Annotated in this window: 16 protein-coding genes; 11 read left to right on the plus strand and 5 right to left on the minus strand. The window is 73.8% G+C overall.

Translation table 11 applies throughout. The annotated features are described in order from the left end of the window. Window positions 1–8: 8 nt before the first annotated feature. A complete protein-coding gene (locus tag ABZ404_RS27615; RefSeq protein WP_358837332.1) occupies window positions 9–2,138 on the minus strand; it encodes a prolyl oligopeptidase family serine peptidase in 2,130 nt (709 codons plus the stop codon). Between the two features lie 202 nt (window positions 2,139–2,340). Between ABZ404_RS27615 and ABZ404_RS27620 the strand changes: the two genes are divergently transcribed. The 8 genes from ABZ404_RS27620 (at window position 2,341) to ABZ404_RS27655 (ending at window position 9,915) form a co-directional block, all read left to right on the plus strand. Next, on the plus strand, window positions 2,341–2,535 hold the full coding sequence (locus ABZ404_RS27620) for a hypothetical protein (RefSeq protein WP_101389912.1): 195 nt from the start codon (window positions 2,341–2,343) through the stop codon (window positions 2,533–2,535). A gap of 76 nt (window positions 2,536–2,611) precedes the next feature. Continuing rightward, a complete protein-coding gene (gene mshB / locus ABZ404_RS27625; RefSeq protein ID WP_358837333.1) occupies window positions 2,612–3,499 on the plus strand; it encodes an N-acetyl-1-D-myo-inositol-2-amino-2-deoxy-alpha-D-glucopyranoside deacetylase in 888 nt (295 codons plus the stop codon). Further along, window positions 3,499–3,921, plus strand: coding sequence for a DUF6113 family protein (locus ABZ404_RS27630; protein ID WP_358837334.1), 423 nt, complete (start codon window positions 3,499–3,501; stop codon window positions 3,919–3,921). The genes mshB and ABZ404_RS27630 overlap by 1 nt, the downstream gene beginning before the upstream one ends. 165 nt (window positions 3,922–4,086) lie before the next feature. Continuing rightward, entirely contained in the window at window positions 4,087–6,237 is a 2,151-nt protein-coding gene (locus tag ABZ404_RS27635; RefSeq protein ID WP_358991008.1) for a hypothetical protein, read from the plus strand. Window positions 6,238–6,372: 135 nt separating this feature from the next. After that, window positions 6,373–7,296 carry an ABC transporter ATP-binding protein gene (locus tag ABZ404_RS27640; RefSeq protein ID WP_358834775.1) on the plus strand — a complete coding sequence of 308 codons (924 nt, stop codon included), beginning with the start codon at window positions 6,373–6,375 and terminating at the stop codon, window positions 7,294–7,296. Next, the gene (locus ABZ404_RS27645; protein ID WP_358834776.1) at window positions 7,293–8,033 is read left to right on the plus strand and encodes an ABC transporter permease; all 741 of its coding nucleotides are present in this window, start codon (window positions 7,293–7,295) and stop codon (window positions 8,031–8,033) included. Before ABZ404_RS27640 ends, ABZ404_RS27645 begins: the two co-directional genes overlap by 4 nt. A gap of 5 nt (window positions 8,034–8,038) precedes the next feature. After that, window positions 8,039–9,199 carry a sensor histidine kinase gene (locus ABZ404_RS27650; RefSeq protein WP_358834791.1) on the plus strand — a complete coding sequence of 387 codons (1,161 nt, stop codon included), beginning with the start codon at window positions 8,039–8,041 and terminating at the stop codon, window positions 9,197–9,199. 110 nt (window positions 9,200–9,309) lie between these two features. Continuing rightward, a complete protein-coding gene (locus ABZ404_RS27655) occupies window positions 9,310–9,915 on the plus strand; it encodes a response regulator transcription factor (protein ID WP_358834777.1) in 606 nt (201 codons plus the stop codon). Window positions 9,916–9,928: 13 nt separating this feature from the next. On the opposite strand, the gene ABZ404_RS27660 is transcribed toward ABZ404_RS27655, so the two are convergent. Together ABZ404_RS27660 and ABZ404_RS27665 are read right to left on the minus strand one after the other, a co-directional pair. Continuing rightward, on the minus strand, window positions 9,929–10,768 hold the full coding sequence (locus ABZ404_RS27660; protein WP_358834778.1) for a transglutaminase-like domain-containing protein: 840 nt from the start codon (window positions 10,766–10,768) through the stop codon (window positions 9,929–9,931). 65 nt (window positions 10,769–10,833) lie between these two features. Then, window positions 10,834–11,829: a GNAT family N-acetyltransferase gene (locus ABZ404_RS27665; protein ID WP_358834779.1), complete on the minus strand. Its 996-nt coding sequence runs from the start codon at window positions 11,827–11,829 to the stop codon at window positions 10,834–10,836. Between the two features lie 141 nt (window positions 11,830–11,970). On the opposite strand from ABZ404_RS27665, the gene fdxA reads away from it, so the two are divergent. Together fdxA and dapC are read left to right on the plus strand one after the other, a co-directional pair. Beyond that, window positions 11,971–12,306, plus strand: coding sequence for a ferredoxin (gene fdxA, locus ABZ404_RS27670; RefSeq protein ID WP_067163693.1), 336 nt, complete (start codon window positions 11,971–11,973; stop codon window positions 12,304–12,306). Window positions 12,307–12,410: 104 nt separating this feature from the next. Beyond that, window positions 12,411–13,505, plus strand: a complete 1,095-nt coding sequence (dapC, locus tag ABZ404_RS27675) for a succinyldiaminopimelate transaminase (RefSeq protein WP_358834780.1) — start codon at window positions 12,411–12,413, stop codon at window positions 13,503–13,505. A 100-nt stretch (window positions 13,506–13,605) separates the two neighbouring features. Here dapC and ABZ404_RS27680 read toward each other — a convergent pair whose 3' ends face one another. Next, entirely contained in the window at window positions 13,606–14,055 is a 450-nt protein-coding gene (locus tag ABZ404_RS27680; RefSeq protein WP_358834781.1) for an ATP-binding protein, read from the minus strand. Between the two features lie 289 nt (window positions 14,056–14,344). After that, entirely contained in the window at window positions 14,345–15,307 is a 963-nt protein-coding gene (locus tag ABZ404_RS27685; RefSeq protein WP_358834782.1) for a hypothetical protein, read from the minus strand. A 108-nt stretch (window positions 15,308–15,415) separates the two neighbouring features. Here ABZ404_RS27685 and dapE point away from each other — a divergent pair, with 108 nt between their 5' ends. Then, window positions 15,416–16,495, plus strand: a complete 1,080-nt coding sequence (gene dapE / locus ABZ404_RS27690) for a succinyl-diaminopimelate desuccinylase (RefSeq protein WP_358834783.1) — start codon at window positions 15,416–15,418, stop codon at window positions 16,493–16,495. Window positions 16,496–16,518: the final 23 nt, after the last annotated feature.

Raw genomic sequence — 16,518 nt, forward strand, 5'->3', positions numbered from 1 at the left:
GCGGGGCGTCAGATGCCCAGCGAGCGCCTCAGGAAGTCCACCTGGAGCAGCAGCAGGTTCTCCGCCACCTGTTCCTGCGGGGTCATATGGGTCACGCCCGTCAGGGGCAGCACCTCATGGGGGCGGCCCGCCGCGAGCAGGGCCGAGGAGAGCCGCAGGGTGTGGGCGGCCACCACGTTGTCGTCCGCCAGACCGTGGATGATCATCAACGGCCGGTGCTGCTCGGCCGGCTGGACCAGACCGGCGTCGCTGACCAGCGAGTTCGCCTCGTAGACCGAAGGGCTGCCCTGCGGGTCGCCCAGATAGCGCTCGGTGTAGTGGGTGTCGTAGAGCCGCCAGTCGGTCACCGGGGCGCCCGCGATGCCCGCGTGGAAGACGTCGGGGCGGCGCAGCACCGCCAGCGCCGAGAGGTAGCCGCCGTAGGACCAGCCGCGCATCGCCACCCGTCCCAGATCCAGCGGGAAGGCGCCCGCGAGGCCGTGCAGCGCCTCGATCTGGTCGTCGAGGGTGAGGGTGAAGTCGTCCCGGATCGCCTTCTCCCAGCCGGGTGAGCGGCCGGGGGCGCCGCGGCCGTCGGCCACGACCACCGCGAAGCCCTGGTCCGCGAACCACTGCGAGGTGAGATGGGCGTTGTGCGCGGCGTGGACGCGGGGGCCGTGGGGCCCGCCGTACGGATCCATCAGCACAGGAAGGGGACCGTCCGATTCCGAGTAATCGGTGGGGAGCAGTACGGCGCACGGGATGCGCCGCGCGCCCCCCTCGGTCAGCCGCACCCGGGCCGTGAGCACCGGGGTCTCGGCGTACGAGTCGACCACCGCGACCGTCTTGCCGTCCCGCTCCACCCGGACCGTGGTGCCCGGGCTGTCCGGACGGGCCGAAGTGAGTACCGTCACCGGTCCGCCCCGGACCGCCGAGTGCACCCCGGCGCCCTCCGAAACCCGCTCGATACCCAGCTCGTTGACCCGGTACACATGGATCTCCCCGGTTTCGGGTGCACGGGCCGCCTCCCCGGCCGACGCCGAGACCAGGATGTCGTCGTCCCCGATGTCGAGCACGGCCCGGATCTGCACCTGCTCCCCGGTCAGCGGACGGTCACCCACCGCCAGGACGCGCGCCCCGCCCTCGTCCGCGATCCGCACCAGCCGGCCGTCCGGCGCCCAGGCCGGAACGCCGGGGAACAGATCCAGCCACACCGCGTCCTCGTCCGCGTGGACCGTCCGGGTCGTCCCCGAGGCGGTGTCCACGGCCAGGTGCAGCTGGACGCGCTGGTCCCGGGCCTGCACCAGAAGCAGCGGGGCGCCCGCCGCCGACCAGTGCACCCGGGCCAGGTACGGATAGCGCGTCCGGTCCCAGACGATCTCGGTCCGGGTCCCGTCGAGCCCGTACCGGAACAGCCGCACCTCGGCGTTGGGCGTGCCCGCGGCCGGGTAGGCGACCCGCTGCGGCTCGCGGTCGGGGTTGGCCGGGTCGGAGATCCACCAGCGCCGCACCGGGCTCTCGTCGGCCCGCGCCACCAGGAGCGCGTCCGACCCCGGCGACCACCAGAAGCCCCGGGCGCGGTCCATCTCCTCGGCCGCGATGAACTCCGCCAGCCCATAGGTGACCTCGGGCGCCTCCGGCTCCGCGAGCGCCCGGTCGCCCTCGCCGCCGGCCCCGGTGACCCGCAGGACGCCCCGCGCCACATAGGCGACGAGCCGGCCGTCGGGCGAGGGCCTCGGGTCGATCACCGGCCCGGGAACGGGCAGTTCCCGGGTGGTCCCGGCGCGCAGCTCGGCCGTGAAGAGGCGCCCCGAGAGGGTGAAGGCGGCCAGCTCCACGGCCGCGTCCGTCGCGTACCCCACGATGCCCGCCGCGCCCTCGCGGCTGCGCTCGCGCCGCGCCCGCTCCTCGTCCGACAGCTCCTCCGAGGCTCCGCCCAGGAGCGCGCGGGGGTCGGCCGCGAGCCGTTCGCGCGCGCCGCCCTCCAGATCGAGCACCCAGAGGCTGTTGGCCGGATCCGTACCCCCAGGAGCCCGCAGAAAGGCCACCCGGCTGCCGTCCGGGGCCACCGTGAAGGCGCGGGGCGCACCGAGCGTGAAGCGCTGGGTCCTGGCGTACTGACGGGGAAACGAGGTCGTTCCGGGGGCAATTGAGGTCATGGGGCGAACCTAGCGGCACCCGCTCGCACCTGCTCGTACGTGGGGGGTGTGCGCCCCTTGTGCGCCCGTGCACCGATCAATGCGTTCCGCCGGATAGTTATGATCCATAGTGGGGGGTGGGTATGACATCTGCATGCCCCCGGGCTCGCTGTTTTGCCCGACCGACTGGCTCTGCCCGACCGACAGATGGAGGTGAACCGCCGTGGCACTCTCGATTTCGGCGGTGGTGCTGCTGGCGATCATCGTCTTCCTGCTGGTCAGGAAGTCCGGACTGAAGGCCGGACACGCGGTGGTCTGCACCTTGCTCGGGTTCTACCTCGCCAGTTCGTCCATGGCGCCCACCATCAACGACCTCAGCAACAACGTCGCGGGCATGATCAGCGACATCAAGTTCTGAGGGCGTCGCCGCCGCCCGGCGCGGCCGGGGGATCCGAGGCATGCCGCCGTGCGGCATGCCTCGTAGGCTGTCCCGTATGACGGATCTCCCCGCCCGGCGGCTGCTCCTGGTGCACGCCCACCCCGACGACGAGTCGATCAACAACGGCGCCACCATGGCCCGCTACGCCGCCGAAGGCGCGCTGGTCACGCTGGTGACCTGCACCCTCGGCGAGGAGGGCGAGGTCATCCCGGCCGACCTCGCGCACCTGACCGCCGACCGGGAGGACCGCCTCGGCGCCCACCGCGTCCAGGAACTCGCGGCCGCCATGAAGGAGCTGGGGGTCACCGACCACCGCTTCCTCGGCGGCCCCGGCCGTTTCCGCGACTCCGGGATGATGGGCCTGGAGCAGAACCACCGCCCCGGCGCCTTCTGGAGCACCGACGTCGACGACGCCGCCCCCCACCTGGTCGAGGTGATCCGCGAGGTCCGCCCCCAGGTCCTGGTGGCCTACGACCCGGACGGCGGCTACGGCCACCCCGACCACATCCAGGCCCACCGGGTCGCGACGCGCGCCGCCGAGCTCGCCGCCGACCCCGCCCACCGCCCCGACCTGGGCGAGCCGCACACCATCGCCAAGACCTACTGGAACCGGGTGCCGCGCTCGGTGGCCGAGGCCGGCTTCGCTCGGCTGCGGGAGTCCGGGGCCTCCTTCCCCGGCGTCGCCGACGTGTCCGACATCCCGGGCGTGGTCGAGGACGGGCGGATCACCGCCGAGATCGACGGCGCCGCCCACGCGGAGGCCAAGGCCGCCGCGATGCGCGCGCACGCGACCCAGATCGCCGTGGACGGCCCGTTCTTCGCGCTCTCCAACGACTTGGCCCAGCCGCTCTTCACCGTCGAGTACTACGAGTTGGTGGACGGCGAGTCCGGTGCCCCCGCCGGCGAACGCGAGCACGACCTCTTCGCCGGGCTGGGCGTGTGATGAGCGCTACGTCCCGTACGTCCCCTCCGTCGGTCAACTCCCGTCCGGCGGGCGCCCGCCCCGGGCGGATCGCCGCCTTCCTGGGCCTGTTCGTGCTCGGCGCGCTCACCGGGGCCGCGGGGGCACTCCTCCAAGCCGCCTGGTTCCCCGGCGGGTTGCTGCTGTCGCTGGCCGCCGCCGCCGGACTCTTCTGGACCGGTACCGCCCTGACGGGCAGCCGCGCCGGGGTCGGTTCGGCGGGCGCCGGCTGGCTGGTCGCGGTGCTGTTCCTGACGGCCACCCGGCCCGAGGGCGACTTCGTCTTCGGCGCGGGGCTCGGCTCGTATGTCTTCCTGCTCGGCGGGATGGCCGCGGCTGTGATCTGTGCCACGGTCGGCAACCTCGTCCGGCCGCCCGGGGATTCGGTGCGAACGGGCCAGTGACGTGCGCGGCTCCGGCGGCGCAGTACAGGTCGTGGCGCCCCGCTTGCCCGGGCCGACCGGTGCGTACCGACGGCGGCCAGTATGGTGGTGCGCGCCGCCGAGCCGTCCGCGCACAGGCACACGAGACAAGAGCGGGTGGCGGAGCCGATCGGGAGAGAACCTGCCTTGAGTCGTGAAACTGACAGTTCGACCTCCGGCCCCCAGGGGCGCGGCGGAGCCGCGTACCCGTCGGGTACCCCGCCGTACGGAACGCCGCACTCTCCGGCGCACGACGCCCCGGAAGCCGCCGCCCAGCCGGACGAGCCGAAGACCGAGACCACGCTGACGACGCGTATCCGGATCAACATCCCCGGGTCCCGGCCCATCCCGCCGGTCGTGATGAGAACGCCGGTGAGCGAGGCCGACAAGGCGTCCGCCGCCCGGAGCGAGCGGGAGAGAGCCGCCGCCGAGGAGACCGAGGAGGCGTCGCCCGCCGCCGCGGCCGAGGAGAAGACCAGCGACTGGTTCGCGCCCCGCAAGGCGGGCTCCGGCGCGACCCCGCCCGCCGGCACCCCGCGCGCGGACCTCCCGTACTTCTCGGACGGCCCGCAGGCCGCGCCCGCCGACGGCTCGGCCACGGGCTCCTTCGCGCGCCCGGGGAACGACGGCGAAGGCGACCCGTTCGCGAACGCGGGCGGCGGCGACGGCCGCGGCTTCGCCTCCGGCCCGGCCGGACCCGGCGGACCCGGCGGCGCCGAGGACCACGGCTTCGCCTCCGGCGGACCCGACGCCACCGGCGGCTTCCGCCCCGGTCCCGCCTCGGCCAACGGCTCCGGCCGCGCCTCCCTCGGCGGGAACGGCGGCCCCGCCGGACCCACCACCGGCCCCGTCACCGGCACCTCCGCGCTGCCCACCCGCCCGGTCGGCCCCCGCAAGGGCCAGCAGCGCCTCGGCGGCGCGCCGGGCGCCCAGGGCCCCGGCCCCGGAACGCCGGGTCACGGCACGCCGAGTCACGGCACCCCGTTCCCGGGCGCGCCCGGCCCCGGCGGTACGCCCAGCCACGGCACGCCGGTCGTGGGCCCGCCCGGCGTGCGGCCCGGCCCGGTCGCGCCGGTGCCGCAGCTGTCCGACGACACCGCGATCCTGACCCCGCAGACCCCGGCCCCGGTGCCGGGTGCCCGGGGCGTCGGCGCGCCCCCGCCGGCGGGCCACGTCTCCGGGGACACGCTGACCAGTGGGATCCCCGTCGTGTCCGAGGAGAACCGTTCCTCGTTCCCGCCCGGCGCGGGCGCGGGTCCCGACCTCGGTCCGGGGACGCCGGCGCCGGACGGGCCGCGCCCGGTCCAGGAGCCGCCCGCCCCGGCCCGTACGAGCACGCCGCCCGCCAAGAAGAAGGGCCGCTCCAAGCTGGTCCTGCTCGCGGTGGCGGCGGTCGGCGCCGCGGTCGTCGCGTACGGCGCGGGCCTGCTGCTCAACCACTCCGAGGTCCCCAAGGGCACCACGGTCCTCGGTGTCGACATCGGCGGCGGCAGCAAGGAGCAGGCGGTCGCCAAGCTCGACGCCACGCTCGGCAAGCGCGCGGCCCAGCCGCTGCGGCTCACCGTCGACGGCAAGAAGGAGACGCTCGCCCCGGACAAGGCGGGCCTGTCCCTGGACAGCCAGACGACCGTGCGCAACGCGGCGGGCAGCGACTACAACCCCGTCTCCGTCATCTCCTCGCTCTTCGGCGGCAAGCGGGTCGCCGAACCGGTCATCCCGGTCGACGAGGAGAAGCTGGGCGTCGCGCTCACCGACCTCGCGGGCGCCTCGGGCTCGGCGGTCGAGGGCACGATCAAGTTCGTCCCCGGCAAGGCCGTGGCCGTACCGGGCAGGGCGGGCAAGAGCCTCGACGTCGCCCGCTCGATGATCGCGGTCAAGGACGCGTACCGGGCGCAGGTCCAGACGGGCAGGCCCAACGAGGTACGGCTGCCGGTCACCGGACGCCGCCCGACCGTCACCCAGGCCGAGATCGACCGGGCGATGAACGAGTTCGCCAAGCCCGCGATGTCGGGACTGATCACCATCAAGGCGGGCGGCAAGAAGATCGACTTCGGTCCGGTGAAGTCGCTCCCGAAGATCCTCTCCATGAAGCCGATCGAGGGGAAGCTCGTCGAGGTCTACGACAAGAAGGCCATCGACCAGCTCATGGGCAGCGCCTTCAACGGCGTGATGATCATGAAGGGTGACGGCCAGAAGCACCAGCTGACCTCGGACGACGTGGCCAAGGCGATGCAGAGCGCGCTGCGCGGCAAGACCCCCGCGCAGCGAATCGTGACGATCGACCTGAACCCGAGCTGACCCGCGGTCCGCCCCCGGCCCCCGTACGCCCCGGCGTCCGGGGGCCGTGTCATGCCGTCCGCATGACATCTGTCATCCGACAGTCACGACACCCGGCACTGCCCCCCGGCCGGCCCCGCGGGCGAACCTTGGGGCATGACCACCACCACCTCCACCACCACGTCCGTGGTGAGCTTCGAGCGCGTGAGCAAGAGCTACGGGGACGTCCGCGCCGTCGCGGACCTCTCCCTGGAGCTGCACCCCGGCGAGACGGTCGCGCTCCTGGGGCCGAACGGCGCCGGCAAGTCCTCCACGCTCGACCTGCTGCTCGGACTGCGCAAGGCCGACACGGGCGCGGTGCGCCTGTTCGGCACCACGCCCGAGCAGGCCATCAAGGACGGCCGGGTCGGCGCGATGCTCCAGAGCGGCGGTCTGATGGAGGAGGTCAGGGTCCGCGAACTGGTGCGGCTCGCCTGCGCCCTGCACCCGCGGCCGCACCCGGTCGAGGAGGTCCTGGACCGGGCCGGCGTCACGCAGATCGCCGACCGGATGGTCAACAAGCTCTCCGGCGGCCAGGAGCAGCGCGTGCGCTTCGCGCTCGCCACCGCCGGCGCCAACGACCTGATCGTCCTGGACGAGCCGACCACGGGCATGGACGTCACCGCCCGCCAGGCGTTCTGGGCGACCATGCGCGAGCAGGCGCAGCAGGGCCGTACGGTCCTGTTCGCCACCCACTACCTGGAGGAGGCGGACGCGATCGCCGACCGCGTCCTGGTGCTCCACAAGGGCCGCCTCCTCGCCGACGGGACCGCATCCGAGATCAAGGCGAGGGCCGGTGCCCGCCGGATCGCCTTCGACCTGGAGGGCGCGATCGACGAGGCGCTCCTGCGCGGACTGCCGTTCCTGGCGGGCCTGGACGTCTCCGGCCGTACGGTCCGCCTCCAGTCGACCGACGCCGACGCCACCGTCCACGCGGTGTACGGGCTCGGTCTGTACCCCCGCAACCTCGAAGTCGCGGGCCTCGGCCTGGAGCAGGCCTTCGTCGCCATCACCGAGGCCGAGGAGGCCAGGACCGCGTGAACACCCTGATCAAGCTCGAGATCGCCCGCACCCTGCGGAACAAGAAGTTCATGTTCTTCTCGGTCATGTACCCGTCCGCGCTGTACCTGCTGATCTCCGGCTCGCAGAGCACCACGGACACGATCGGTGACACCGGTCTGACCTTCCCCGCCTTCTTCATGGTCTCCATGGCCTCGTTCGGCGCGATCACCGCCGTCCTGATGGGCAACAGCGAGAAGATCGCCAAGGAGCGCGAGAAGGGCTGGGTGCGCCAGCTGCGGCTGACCGCGCTGCCCGGCCGCGGCTACGTCCTGGCGAAGATCGCGAGCGCCGCGGTGGTCACCCTGCCGTGCATCCTGGTGGTCTTCCTGGTGGCCGCCACCGTCAAGGACGTACGGTTCGCGGCCTGGCAGTGGCTGGCGCTGACCGGCGCCATCTGGGCGGGCTCGCTCTGCTTCGCCGCCCTCGGCGTGGCCATCGGCTACCTCGCCAGCGGTGACGCGGTCCGCCCCCTGACGATGATCATCTACTTCGGCCTCTCCATCCTGGGCGGCCTGTGGATGCCCACCACGACCTTCGCGCCCTGGCTGCGGTCGCTCGCCACCTGGCTGCCCACCCACGCGTACGCTGCGCTCGGGCAGGCCATCGAGGCGGGCAACGCCCCGCACACCAAGGACGTGGCCGTCCTCGTCGCCTACTTCCTGCTCTTCGCGGGCGGCGCGGCCTGGCTGTACCGGAAGGACACCCTGAAGGCGTGACGAGCGTGAGGGAAGACCGCGGCCCCCTCCCGGGCCGGCCGCCGACGAACCGTCAGGAGGCGCTGCGCAAGCTGCTGTGGATCGGCATCTGGCTGGCGTTCCTCGGCGCCCCGGTTACCGACCTCCTCAAGGAGGAGCACACCGGGTGGGCCACCACGCTCGGCTGGCTCGCCCTGGTGGCGTTCGTCGGGGTCTATCTGGCCCTGGTCTTCCGCCACACCGCGCGTCCCTTCGCGCGCGTCACGGTCGCCTCGATGCTGGCCTTCCTCACCGGCATCGCGGTGGCCACCTCGCTGACCCTGGACGCGCCCTGGCTGGTGCTCTTCGTGTACGTGTCGGTGGGCTGCGGGGCGGTGCTGCCGCTGCCGCTCGCCCGCTGGGCGATCCCGGGCGCCACGGCGGTGATGGCCCTCATCGGCCTGACCACCCGGGGCGACTGGGGCGACTTCGTGCCGGGCCTGGCGATCCCGGCCCTGCTCGGCGGCTTCGCCATGACGGGGGTGCGCCACCTCGTCCGTACGACCGTGGAGCTGCGCCAGGCCAGGGCGACGGTGGCCCAGCTCGCGGCCAACGAGGAGCGGCTGCGCCTCGCCCGCGACCTGCACGACCTGCTGGGCCACTCGCTCTCCCTGATCACCCTCAAGAGCGAGCTGGCGGGCCGGATGCTCCCGGACCGCCCCGACCAGGCGGCCCAGCAGGTCGCCGACATCGAACAGGTCAGCCGGCAGGCCCTGGTGGACGTACGGGAAGCGGTCACCGGCTACCGCAGGGCGACCCTGACCGGGGAACTGGCGGGCGCCCGCACCGCGTTGACGGCGGCGGGGGTGGCCGCGGACCTGCCGGTGACGGCCGACCTCCCGCCCGGCCTGCCCCCGGGCGCGGGGGAGGCGCTGGCCTGGGTGGTCCGGGAGGCCGTCACCAACGTGGTCCGGCACAGCGCCGCCCGCTGGTGCGCCATCACCCTCGGGGAGTGCCAGACCCTGGACGGCCGCTTCCTGGAGCTGAAGGTCGCCGACGACGGCCGGGGCGCCTGCGCCGTCACCGCCGGCAACGGCCTGACGGGCCTGGCGGAACGGCTGTCGGAGGTGGACGGCACCCTGGAGCCCTCGGCACACAAGGGCAGGGGTTTCACGCTGACGGCGAGGGTCCCGCTGGCCACCCCCTAGGGGCGCGGGGGAAGCCGGGTGCGGCTCCTTCGCCGCGCGGGCACGGCCGGTCGGCGCGGGGCCCGCGACCGGGCGAGGGGCGCCACCGCGGCGGCGCCTAGAATCCGGGCATGATCCGCCTTCTCCTGGCCGAAGACCAGTCCATGGTCCGCGAAGCCCTCGCGGCCCTGCTCGGCCTGGAGCCGGACTTCGACGTGGTCGCCCAGGTGGCCCGGGGCGACGAGGTGCTGGACGCGGCCCGCGCCTGCGCCCCCGATGTGGCGCTCCTGGACATCGAGATGCCCGGGATGACCGGCATCGAGGCCGCCGCGCTCCTCCACCGCGAGCTGCCGGAGCTGAGGATCGTGATCCTGACGACCTTCGGGCGCCCCGGCTATCTGCGCAGCGCGATGGAGTCGGGCGCCGCCGCCTTCCTGGTGAAGGACGCCCCGGCCGCCCAGCTCGCGGCGGCGGTGCGCAAGGTGCTGGCGGGGGAGCGGGTGATCGATCCGACCCTGGCCGCCGCCGCGCTCGCCGAGGGCGCCAACCCGCTGACCGACCGCGAGCGCGACGTCCTGCGCGCGGCGGCGAACGGCGCCACCAACGCCGAACTCGCCCGCGTCCTCTGCCTCTCCCAGGGAACGGTCCGCAACTACCTCTCCATGGCCATCCAGAAGCTGGCGGCCCGCAACCGCGCGGAGGCGGTGGGCATCGCCCGCGAGAAGGGCTGGCTCTGACCCCGGCCGGGCGTCAGTTCAGCATCGCCCGCGCCGCCCGCGCCCGGCTCCGGACGGTCTCGGCGGTGCCCGGCTCCACCGGCTCCAGGATGTCCGCGTAATCCTCGAACTCCGCCGCGCCCGCGAGGTAGTCGCCGCGCCGGACCAGGAGCTCGGCCCGGTCGTAGCGCAGCCGGGCCGGGTGCGTGGGCAGCAGCAGGGACAGGTCCAGCGCCCACAGGGCCACGTCGCTGCGCTCCGGGCGGGCCGCGGCCCAGGCACGGATGTTGTTGAGGACGCGCAGCACGACCGCCAGGGGGTCGGCCGGGGCGATCGTCGACGGGTCGAGCGGGGCGCCGGTGGCCCCGGCCACCAGGAGTTCCGCATCAGCGCCGGTCAGCGGCCGCCCCCCGTCGAACGGATCCGCGAGCACCCGCTCCTCGGGGCTGCCGAGGCCCACCACGAAGTGGCCGGGCAGGGCCACTCCGTACACCGGGGCGCCGGCCCTGCGCGCCACCTCCATCCAGACCACCGACAGCAGGATCGGCAGCCCCCGGCGGCGCCGCAGCACCTGGGGCAGCAGGGAGGACTCCAGCCGCTGGTACTCGGCCGGGCCGCCGCGGAAGCCGCAGCCGCCGCCGAGCAGTTCGGCCAGGGCGAGCGCCCAGGGACGGGCCCCGGTGACGCCGTGGGGGAGCAGGCCGGCCAGCCGGTCCAGCTCCATCTGCGCCGCGTCCAGGCCGGGCCGGCCGAGGCCGGGATCGGCAACCGCGCCGATCAGCAGGCACAGCGTCGCCAGGTCCGGCCGTACCGACCGGGCCTCCTCGGTGAACTGCCGCCGCCAGTCCTCGGCGCCGGGGCTTTCGGGGTCCATAACCGCCTCGTACCCGTTGGTGGGATCGGAAAGTCCGGCGCGGACCCGGAGCCCGCCCGGGGCGCTCAGCCCTGCCGGAAGTGGTGGTAGGTGTGGTGGGTGGCGAAGCCCTGGGCGTCGTAGAGGGCCCGGGCCCCCTCATTGTCCGCCTCGACCTGGAGCCAGGCCGCCGAGGCTCCCTCGGAGAGCGCCTGGCGGGCCAGCGCGGTCATCACGGCCGTGGCGAGTCCCCGGCGGCGCTGCGCCGGGTCCACCTCGACGGCCATGAACCCCGCCCAGCGGCCGTCGACCACGCACCGGCCGATCGCGGCGGGCACCTCCCCGTCCCCGGCCACGGCGGCGAACCACGTGGAGGGGCCGCTCTCCAGTACCGCGCGCACCTGGGGCCCCGGGGTGCCGGCGCGCTGGTAGCGGGCGAGCCAGCCGGGCCCGACGGAACGGCCGAGGACGACCTGGGAGACGTCCGCGTCGAGGTCCCCGATCGGGGCAAGTGCGGCGATCCGCAGTTGGGCGCTTACCTCGCGAACCCACCCAAAGTTTTCAAGATCGGCACAGAGCGCCTCCTGGGTCCCCTCGGCGCCCGTGGACGTCTGTACGTAGGTGGGAAGGCCACGGGCGGTGTACCAGGCGCGCGCGTACGCGAGGGCCTCCTCCAGCGGCATCCCGGGCTCGCCCAGCGGCAGCACCGAATTGGCCCGCCGGGTGAATCCGCCGGCCGCCCGCAGGGTCCAGCCGCCCAGCGCCTCGCTCTCCACGGGCTGCCAGGCACGTGCGCTGACCAGCGCCAACTCCCGGAAGGTGGCGGCCGGACCGCGGCGCCTCGCGGGCTCGGCCGGGATGACCTTGCCCGCGACCATCTCGCTCTCCGGGACGCGGACCGCCTCCCCGTTCCTGCGGACGATCGACAGCACACCGGCATCCCACGATGTGAGAACGCCGACCGTGTCGGTGAACTTCGCGCCCCGTTCCCCCGCCTTCGCCAGGTGCCTGACTGATACGCGTTTGCCCTGATCTTCCGGCGTGATTCTGACGACCAGCCGTCCGCCGGTGGTGAACTCCACAGCTCTCTTCGCCCCTCCTGTTCGGATCCCGCCCCGGAACGGAGATACTAGGTGTGGGCATCGACGACGCCGCGCTCCCGCGCGCCACGTGGACGGAGCCGCAGACCGGCCCGCCGCGCCCTATCGAGGAGGAACGACAGCGTGACCTACGTCATTGCGGAGCCTTGTGTCGACCTTAAGGACAAGGCATGCATCGAAGAGTGCCCGGTCGACTGCATCTATGAGGGCAAGCGGTCCCTCTACATCCACCCGGACGAATGTGTCGACTGCGGTGCCTGTGAGCCGGTCTGCCCGGTCGAGGCCATCTTCTACGAGGACGACACCCCGGAGGAGTGGAAGGACTACTACAAGGCGAACGTCGAGTTCTTCGACGAGCTCGGTTCGCCCGGTGGCGCCTCCAAGCTCGGCCTGATCGAGCGCGACCACCCCTTCATCGCCGCGCTGCCCGCCGACATCAACGCCGACAGCGAGCACTGACACCCGCACCGCGTGTCCGCCCGGTCCCGTACGGCGTCCTCCGCCCTGCGGGACCGAGGCGTTTGCCCGGCACGGCATTTTGCAGAAGAAAGTGAGCACCTTCCGTGGGCGCAGTCTCCGCACGCCTGCCCGTCTTCCCCTGGGACAAGCTGGAGCCGTACAAGACGACGGCCGCGGCCCATCCGGACGGCATCGTGGACCTGTCCGTGGGCACCCCGGTCGACCCCGTCCCGGCGCTGATCCGCGAGGCGCTGGCGGGGGCCGCGGACTCGCCGGGCTATCCGACGGTGTGGGGGACCGCGGAGCTGCGTGACGCGCTCACCGGATGGCTCGGACGCCGGCTCGGCGCGGTCGGCGTCGGCCACCGCAACGTGCTGCCGGTGGTCGGGTCCAAGGAGCTGGTGGCCTGGCTGCCGACCCAGCTCGGCCTCGGCCCGGGCGACAAGGTCGCCCACCCGCGCCTGGCGTACCCGACGTACGAGGTGGGCGCCCGGCTCTGCGGCGCGGAGCCCGTCGCGTACGAGGACCCGACCGCGCTCGACCCGTCCGGGCTCAAGCTCCTCTGGCTGAACTCGCCGTCCAATCCGACCGGCCGGGTCCTGCCCAAGGAGGAGCTGGTCCGGATCGTCGCCTGGGCGCGCGAGCACGGCGTCCTGGTCGTCTCCGATGAGTGCTACCTGGAGCTGGGCTGGGAGGCCGAGCCCGTCTCGGTGCTGCACCCGGACGTCTGCGGCGGTACGTACGAGGGCCTCGTCGCCGTCCACTCGCTCTCCAAGCGCTCCAACCTGGCCGGCTACCGTGCCGCGTTCATCGCGGGCGACGAGGCCGTCCTCGGCGAGCTGCTCCTGATCCGCAAGCACGGCGGGATGATGACCGCCGCGCCCGTCCAGGCGGCCACCGTGGCGGCGCTGGGCGACGACGTCCACGTACACGAGCAGCGGGCGCGCTACGCGGCCCGCCGCGCCGCCCTGCGCGAGGCGCTGGTCAAGCACGGCTTCCGCATCGAGCACAGCGAGGCCAGCCTCTACCTGTGGGCGACCCGCGACGAGGGCTGCTGGCAGACCGTGGCCCACCTCGCCGAGCTCGGCATCCTGGTGGCGCCCGGCGACTTCTACGGCGAGGCGGGCGCGCGGTTCGTACGGGTCGCCTTCACGGCGACCGACGAGCGCGTCGAGGCGGCCGTGAAGCGCCTGGGCTAGGGCGTACGGACGCCGGAGCACGGGCACCGCGAAGGGGCCCCGGGGACAGGATCCCGGGGCCCCTTCGGCGTCGGCCGCGCGGGAGGCGCGGCGGTGCGGCTCAGCCGACGGGCAGGCCCTTGAGCGGCAGCTGGTCGGTGGAGGGCAGGCCCTGGGTGGGCAGCTGGCCGCCGGCCGGGAGGCCGTCCAGGCTGGCCGACTTGGCGGTGGTGCCCAGCAGGTCGCCCGCGTTGCCCGCGGCGTCGCCCGCCGTCTTCTGGGCCGCCGGGGTCGCCGTCTTCCCGGTCTTGCCGACGGTCTTGCCCGCGGCGGGGACCGCCTGCTTGACGGCCTTGCTGCCGGCGTCGCCCGCCAGGCCGGTGGCCTGCTGCGCGGCACCGTCGACCGTGTTGCCGAGGTTCGCGCCGTCGAGGGCGGTCAGACCGCCCAGGTTCGCAGTCTCCGGAAGCGCGGCGGCGCTCGCCGCGCCGGCCGCGCCGACCACGGGAACTGCACCCGCCGCGATGAGCAGCGCGGCACGGGCGATCCGACGGGTCAGGGGGAGGGACATGATGCTCCTTGAGACGGGAGGAACGGCGTTCGGACGCTGTGACAACTCCTCGGGGTGCGGCTCAGGTTGCGGAGGGCCCGGGTAAAGAGTTCGTAATGCGTCGCATTATCGGGTTCGGATAAAAACGGGCAAACGAACTGCGGCGACCCGCTGCCGAGCACCGTCGCATCCCCGTGTTCCCAAGGGAATTGACGATTCTTCGGAAGGGCGCGGGGGTGGGTGTACGAAACGGTGTACGTGAAAGGCGTCTGTGCCCCGTACGGGTGGCCGCCCGAACGGCTGTCGCGCGCTAGGGAGTGAGCTGGATTCGGACCTGGCCGAACGCGCCGGAACTGCCCGCGCCGTTCGCCGCGTCGGCGGTGTCCCCGCTGGTGGCGTCCGCGTCCGCCCGGGCGTCGTCGGTGTGCCAGCCCTTGCGGGAGCCGTCCGCGCGCCAGGTGTGCCCTGCGTACGACACCCGCTCCACCCGGAAGGCCGCGGCGTGGGCGACCGCCCAGTGGGCCAGCTCCCAGCCGTGCTGCGCGGCGCCGCCCTCGGCGTCGGCCCCGGCGCGCGCGGGCGTGCGCACCGGCACGGTCACCTCGCGCCCCTCGCTCTTGTCGGGGACCACCCCGGCGCCGAACGCGCGGGTCAGCTCGGCGCGCACCTGCGCCGGGTCGCCCGGGCGGGTGTCCTTGGCGATGGTGCAGGTCAGCGAGGCGGGGCTGCGGCCGGTCAGCGCGGCCGTGAGCAGCGCCGCGTCCGGCTCGTGCTTGGCGTACGCCTGCGGGAAGCCGCTGCGCTGGACCCGCTGCGCGGCCACGGTCAGCGGCAGCCGCGAGTAGCCGGGCACCTCGGCCAGACGCTGGTAGAACTTCCCGGCCGAGTACACCGGGTCCATGATCTCCCGCACGGTGCCCCAGCCCTGCGAGGGCCGCTGCTGGAAGAGCCCGATGGAGTCGCGGTCGCCGTGTGTGATGTTGCGCAGGCCCGACTCCTGGAGCGCGGTGGCCAGCGCGATGGTGACCGCCCGCTCGGGCATCCCGCGCGTGGTGCCGACCGCGGAGATCGTCGCCGCGTTCTCGGCCTGCTCGGGGCTGAGCCGGTAGGTGTCGTCCCCCGACCCCACCGTGCATCTCGGCGCCCCCGGCCCCCCGCTCAGGTACTGCACCACCAGATAGCCGGCCACGGCGAGCAGCACGACGGCCGCGGCCACGAAACGGAAGAGACGGCCGCGCCGTGCGGGTCGTTCGGGAGTGCGGGGCTGGGACACGGGGACCACCGTACTGGAGGGCGGGGCGAGCCCCCCGGGGCCGGGCGCCACTCGTGTGCCTGTGGACGCCCCGGCCCTGGTCGGGGGGTGCGCGCTAGGGTCGGGGCCATGGCAGACAGCGCACTCGACCTGACCCTGGACGGCCCCGCGCTCACCGCGTGGCTCGTCGACTTCCCGTCCGAGAGCGGAACGGAGAAGCCGCTCGCGGACGCGATCGAGGCGGCCCTGCGGACCCTGCCGCACCTGACCGTGGACCGCCACGGCAACAACGTCGTCGCGCGCACGCGTCTGGGGCGCGCCGAGCGGGTCGTCCTCGCCGGGCACATCGACACCGTCCCGATCGCGGACAACGTGCCCTCGCGCCTGGACGACAACGGCGTCCTGTGGGGCTGCGGCACCTCCGACATGAAGTCCGGCGTGGCCGTGCAGCTGCGCATCGCGGCGACCGTCCCCGAGCCCAACCGCGACCTGACGTTCGTCTTCTACGACAACGAGGAGGTCGCGGCCCACCTCAACGGGCTCGGGCACGTGGCCGAGGCGCACCCCGACTGGATCGAGGGCGACTTCGCGGTCCTCCTGGAGCCCTCCGACGGCCAGGTCGAGGGCGGCTGCCAGGGCACCCTGCGGGTCGTCCTCCACACAGAAGGGGAGCGGGCCCACTCCGCGCGCAGCTGGATGGGCTCCAACGCCATCCACGCCGCCGCCCCGATCCTGGCCCGGCTCGCCGCGTACGAGCCGCGCCGGCCGGTGATCGACGGGCTGGAGTACCACGAGGGCCTGAACGCGGTACGGATCGAGGGCGGCGTCGCCACCAACGTCATCCCCGACGCGTGCGCGGTCACCGTCAACTACCGCTACGCCCCGGACCGCACCGCCGAGGAGGCGCTGGCCCACGTCCACGAGGTCTTCGCGGACTGCGGCGTCACGGCGTTCGTGGTCGACGACCACTCGGGCGCGGCCCTGCCCGGACTCTCACACCCGGCCGCCGCGGCCTTCATGGAGGCGGTCGGCGGCACCCCGCAGCCCAAGTTCGGCTGGACCGACGTCTCCCGCTTCGGCGCGCTCGGCGTCCCGGCCGTCAATTACGGCCCCGGGGACGCCCTGTACGCGCACAAGCGCGACGAACACGTGGCCGTCGACCGGATCACCCACTGCGAACGGCGACTTCACGCCTGGCTGACTGCCTGAATTTCATCATTCGTCACGTAGGT

The organism is Streptomyces sp. NPDC005878 (assembly GCF_040629815.1).
Lineage (GTDB): Bacteria > Actinomycetota > Actinomycetes > Streptomycetales > Streptomycetaceae > Streptomyces.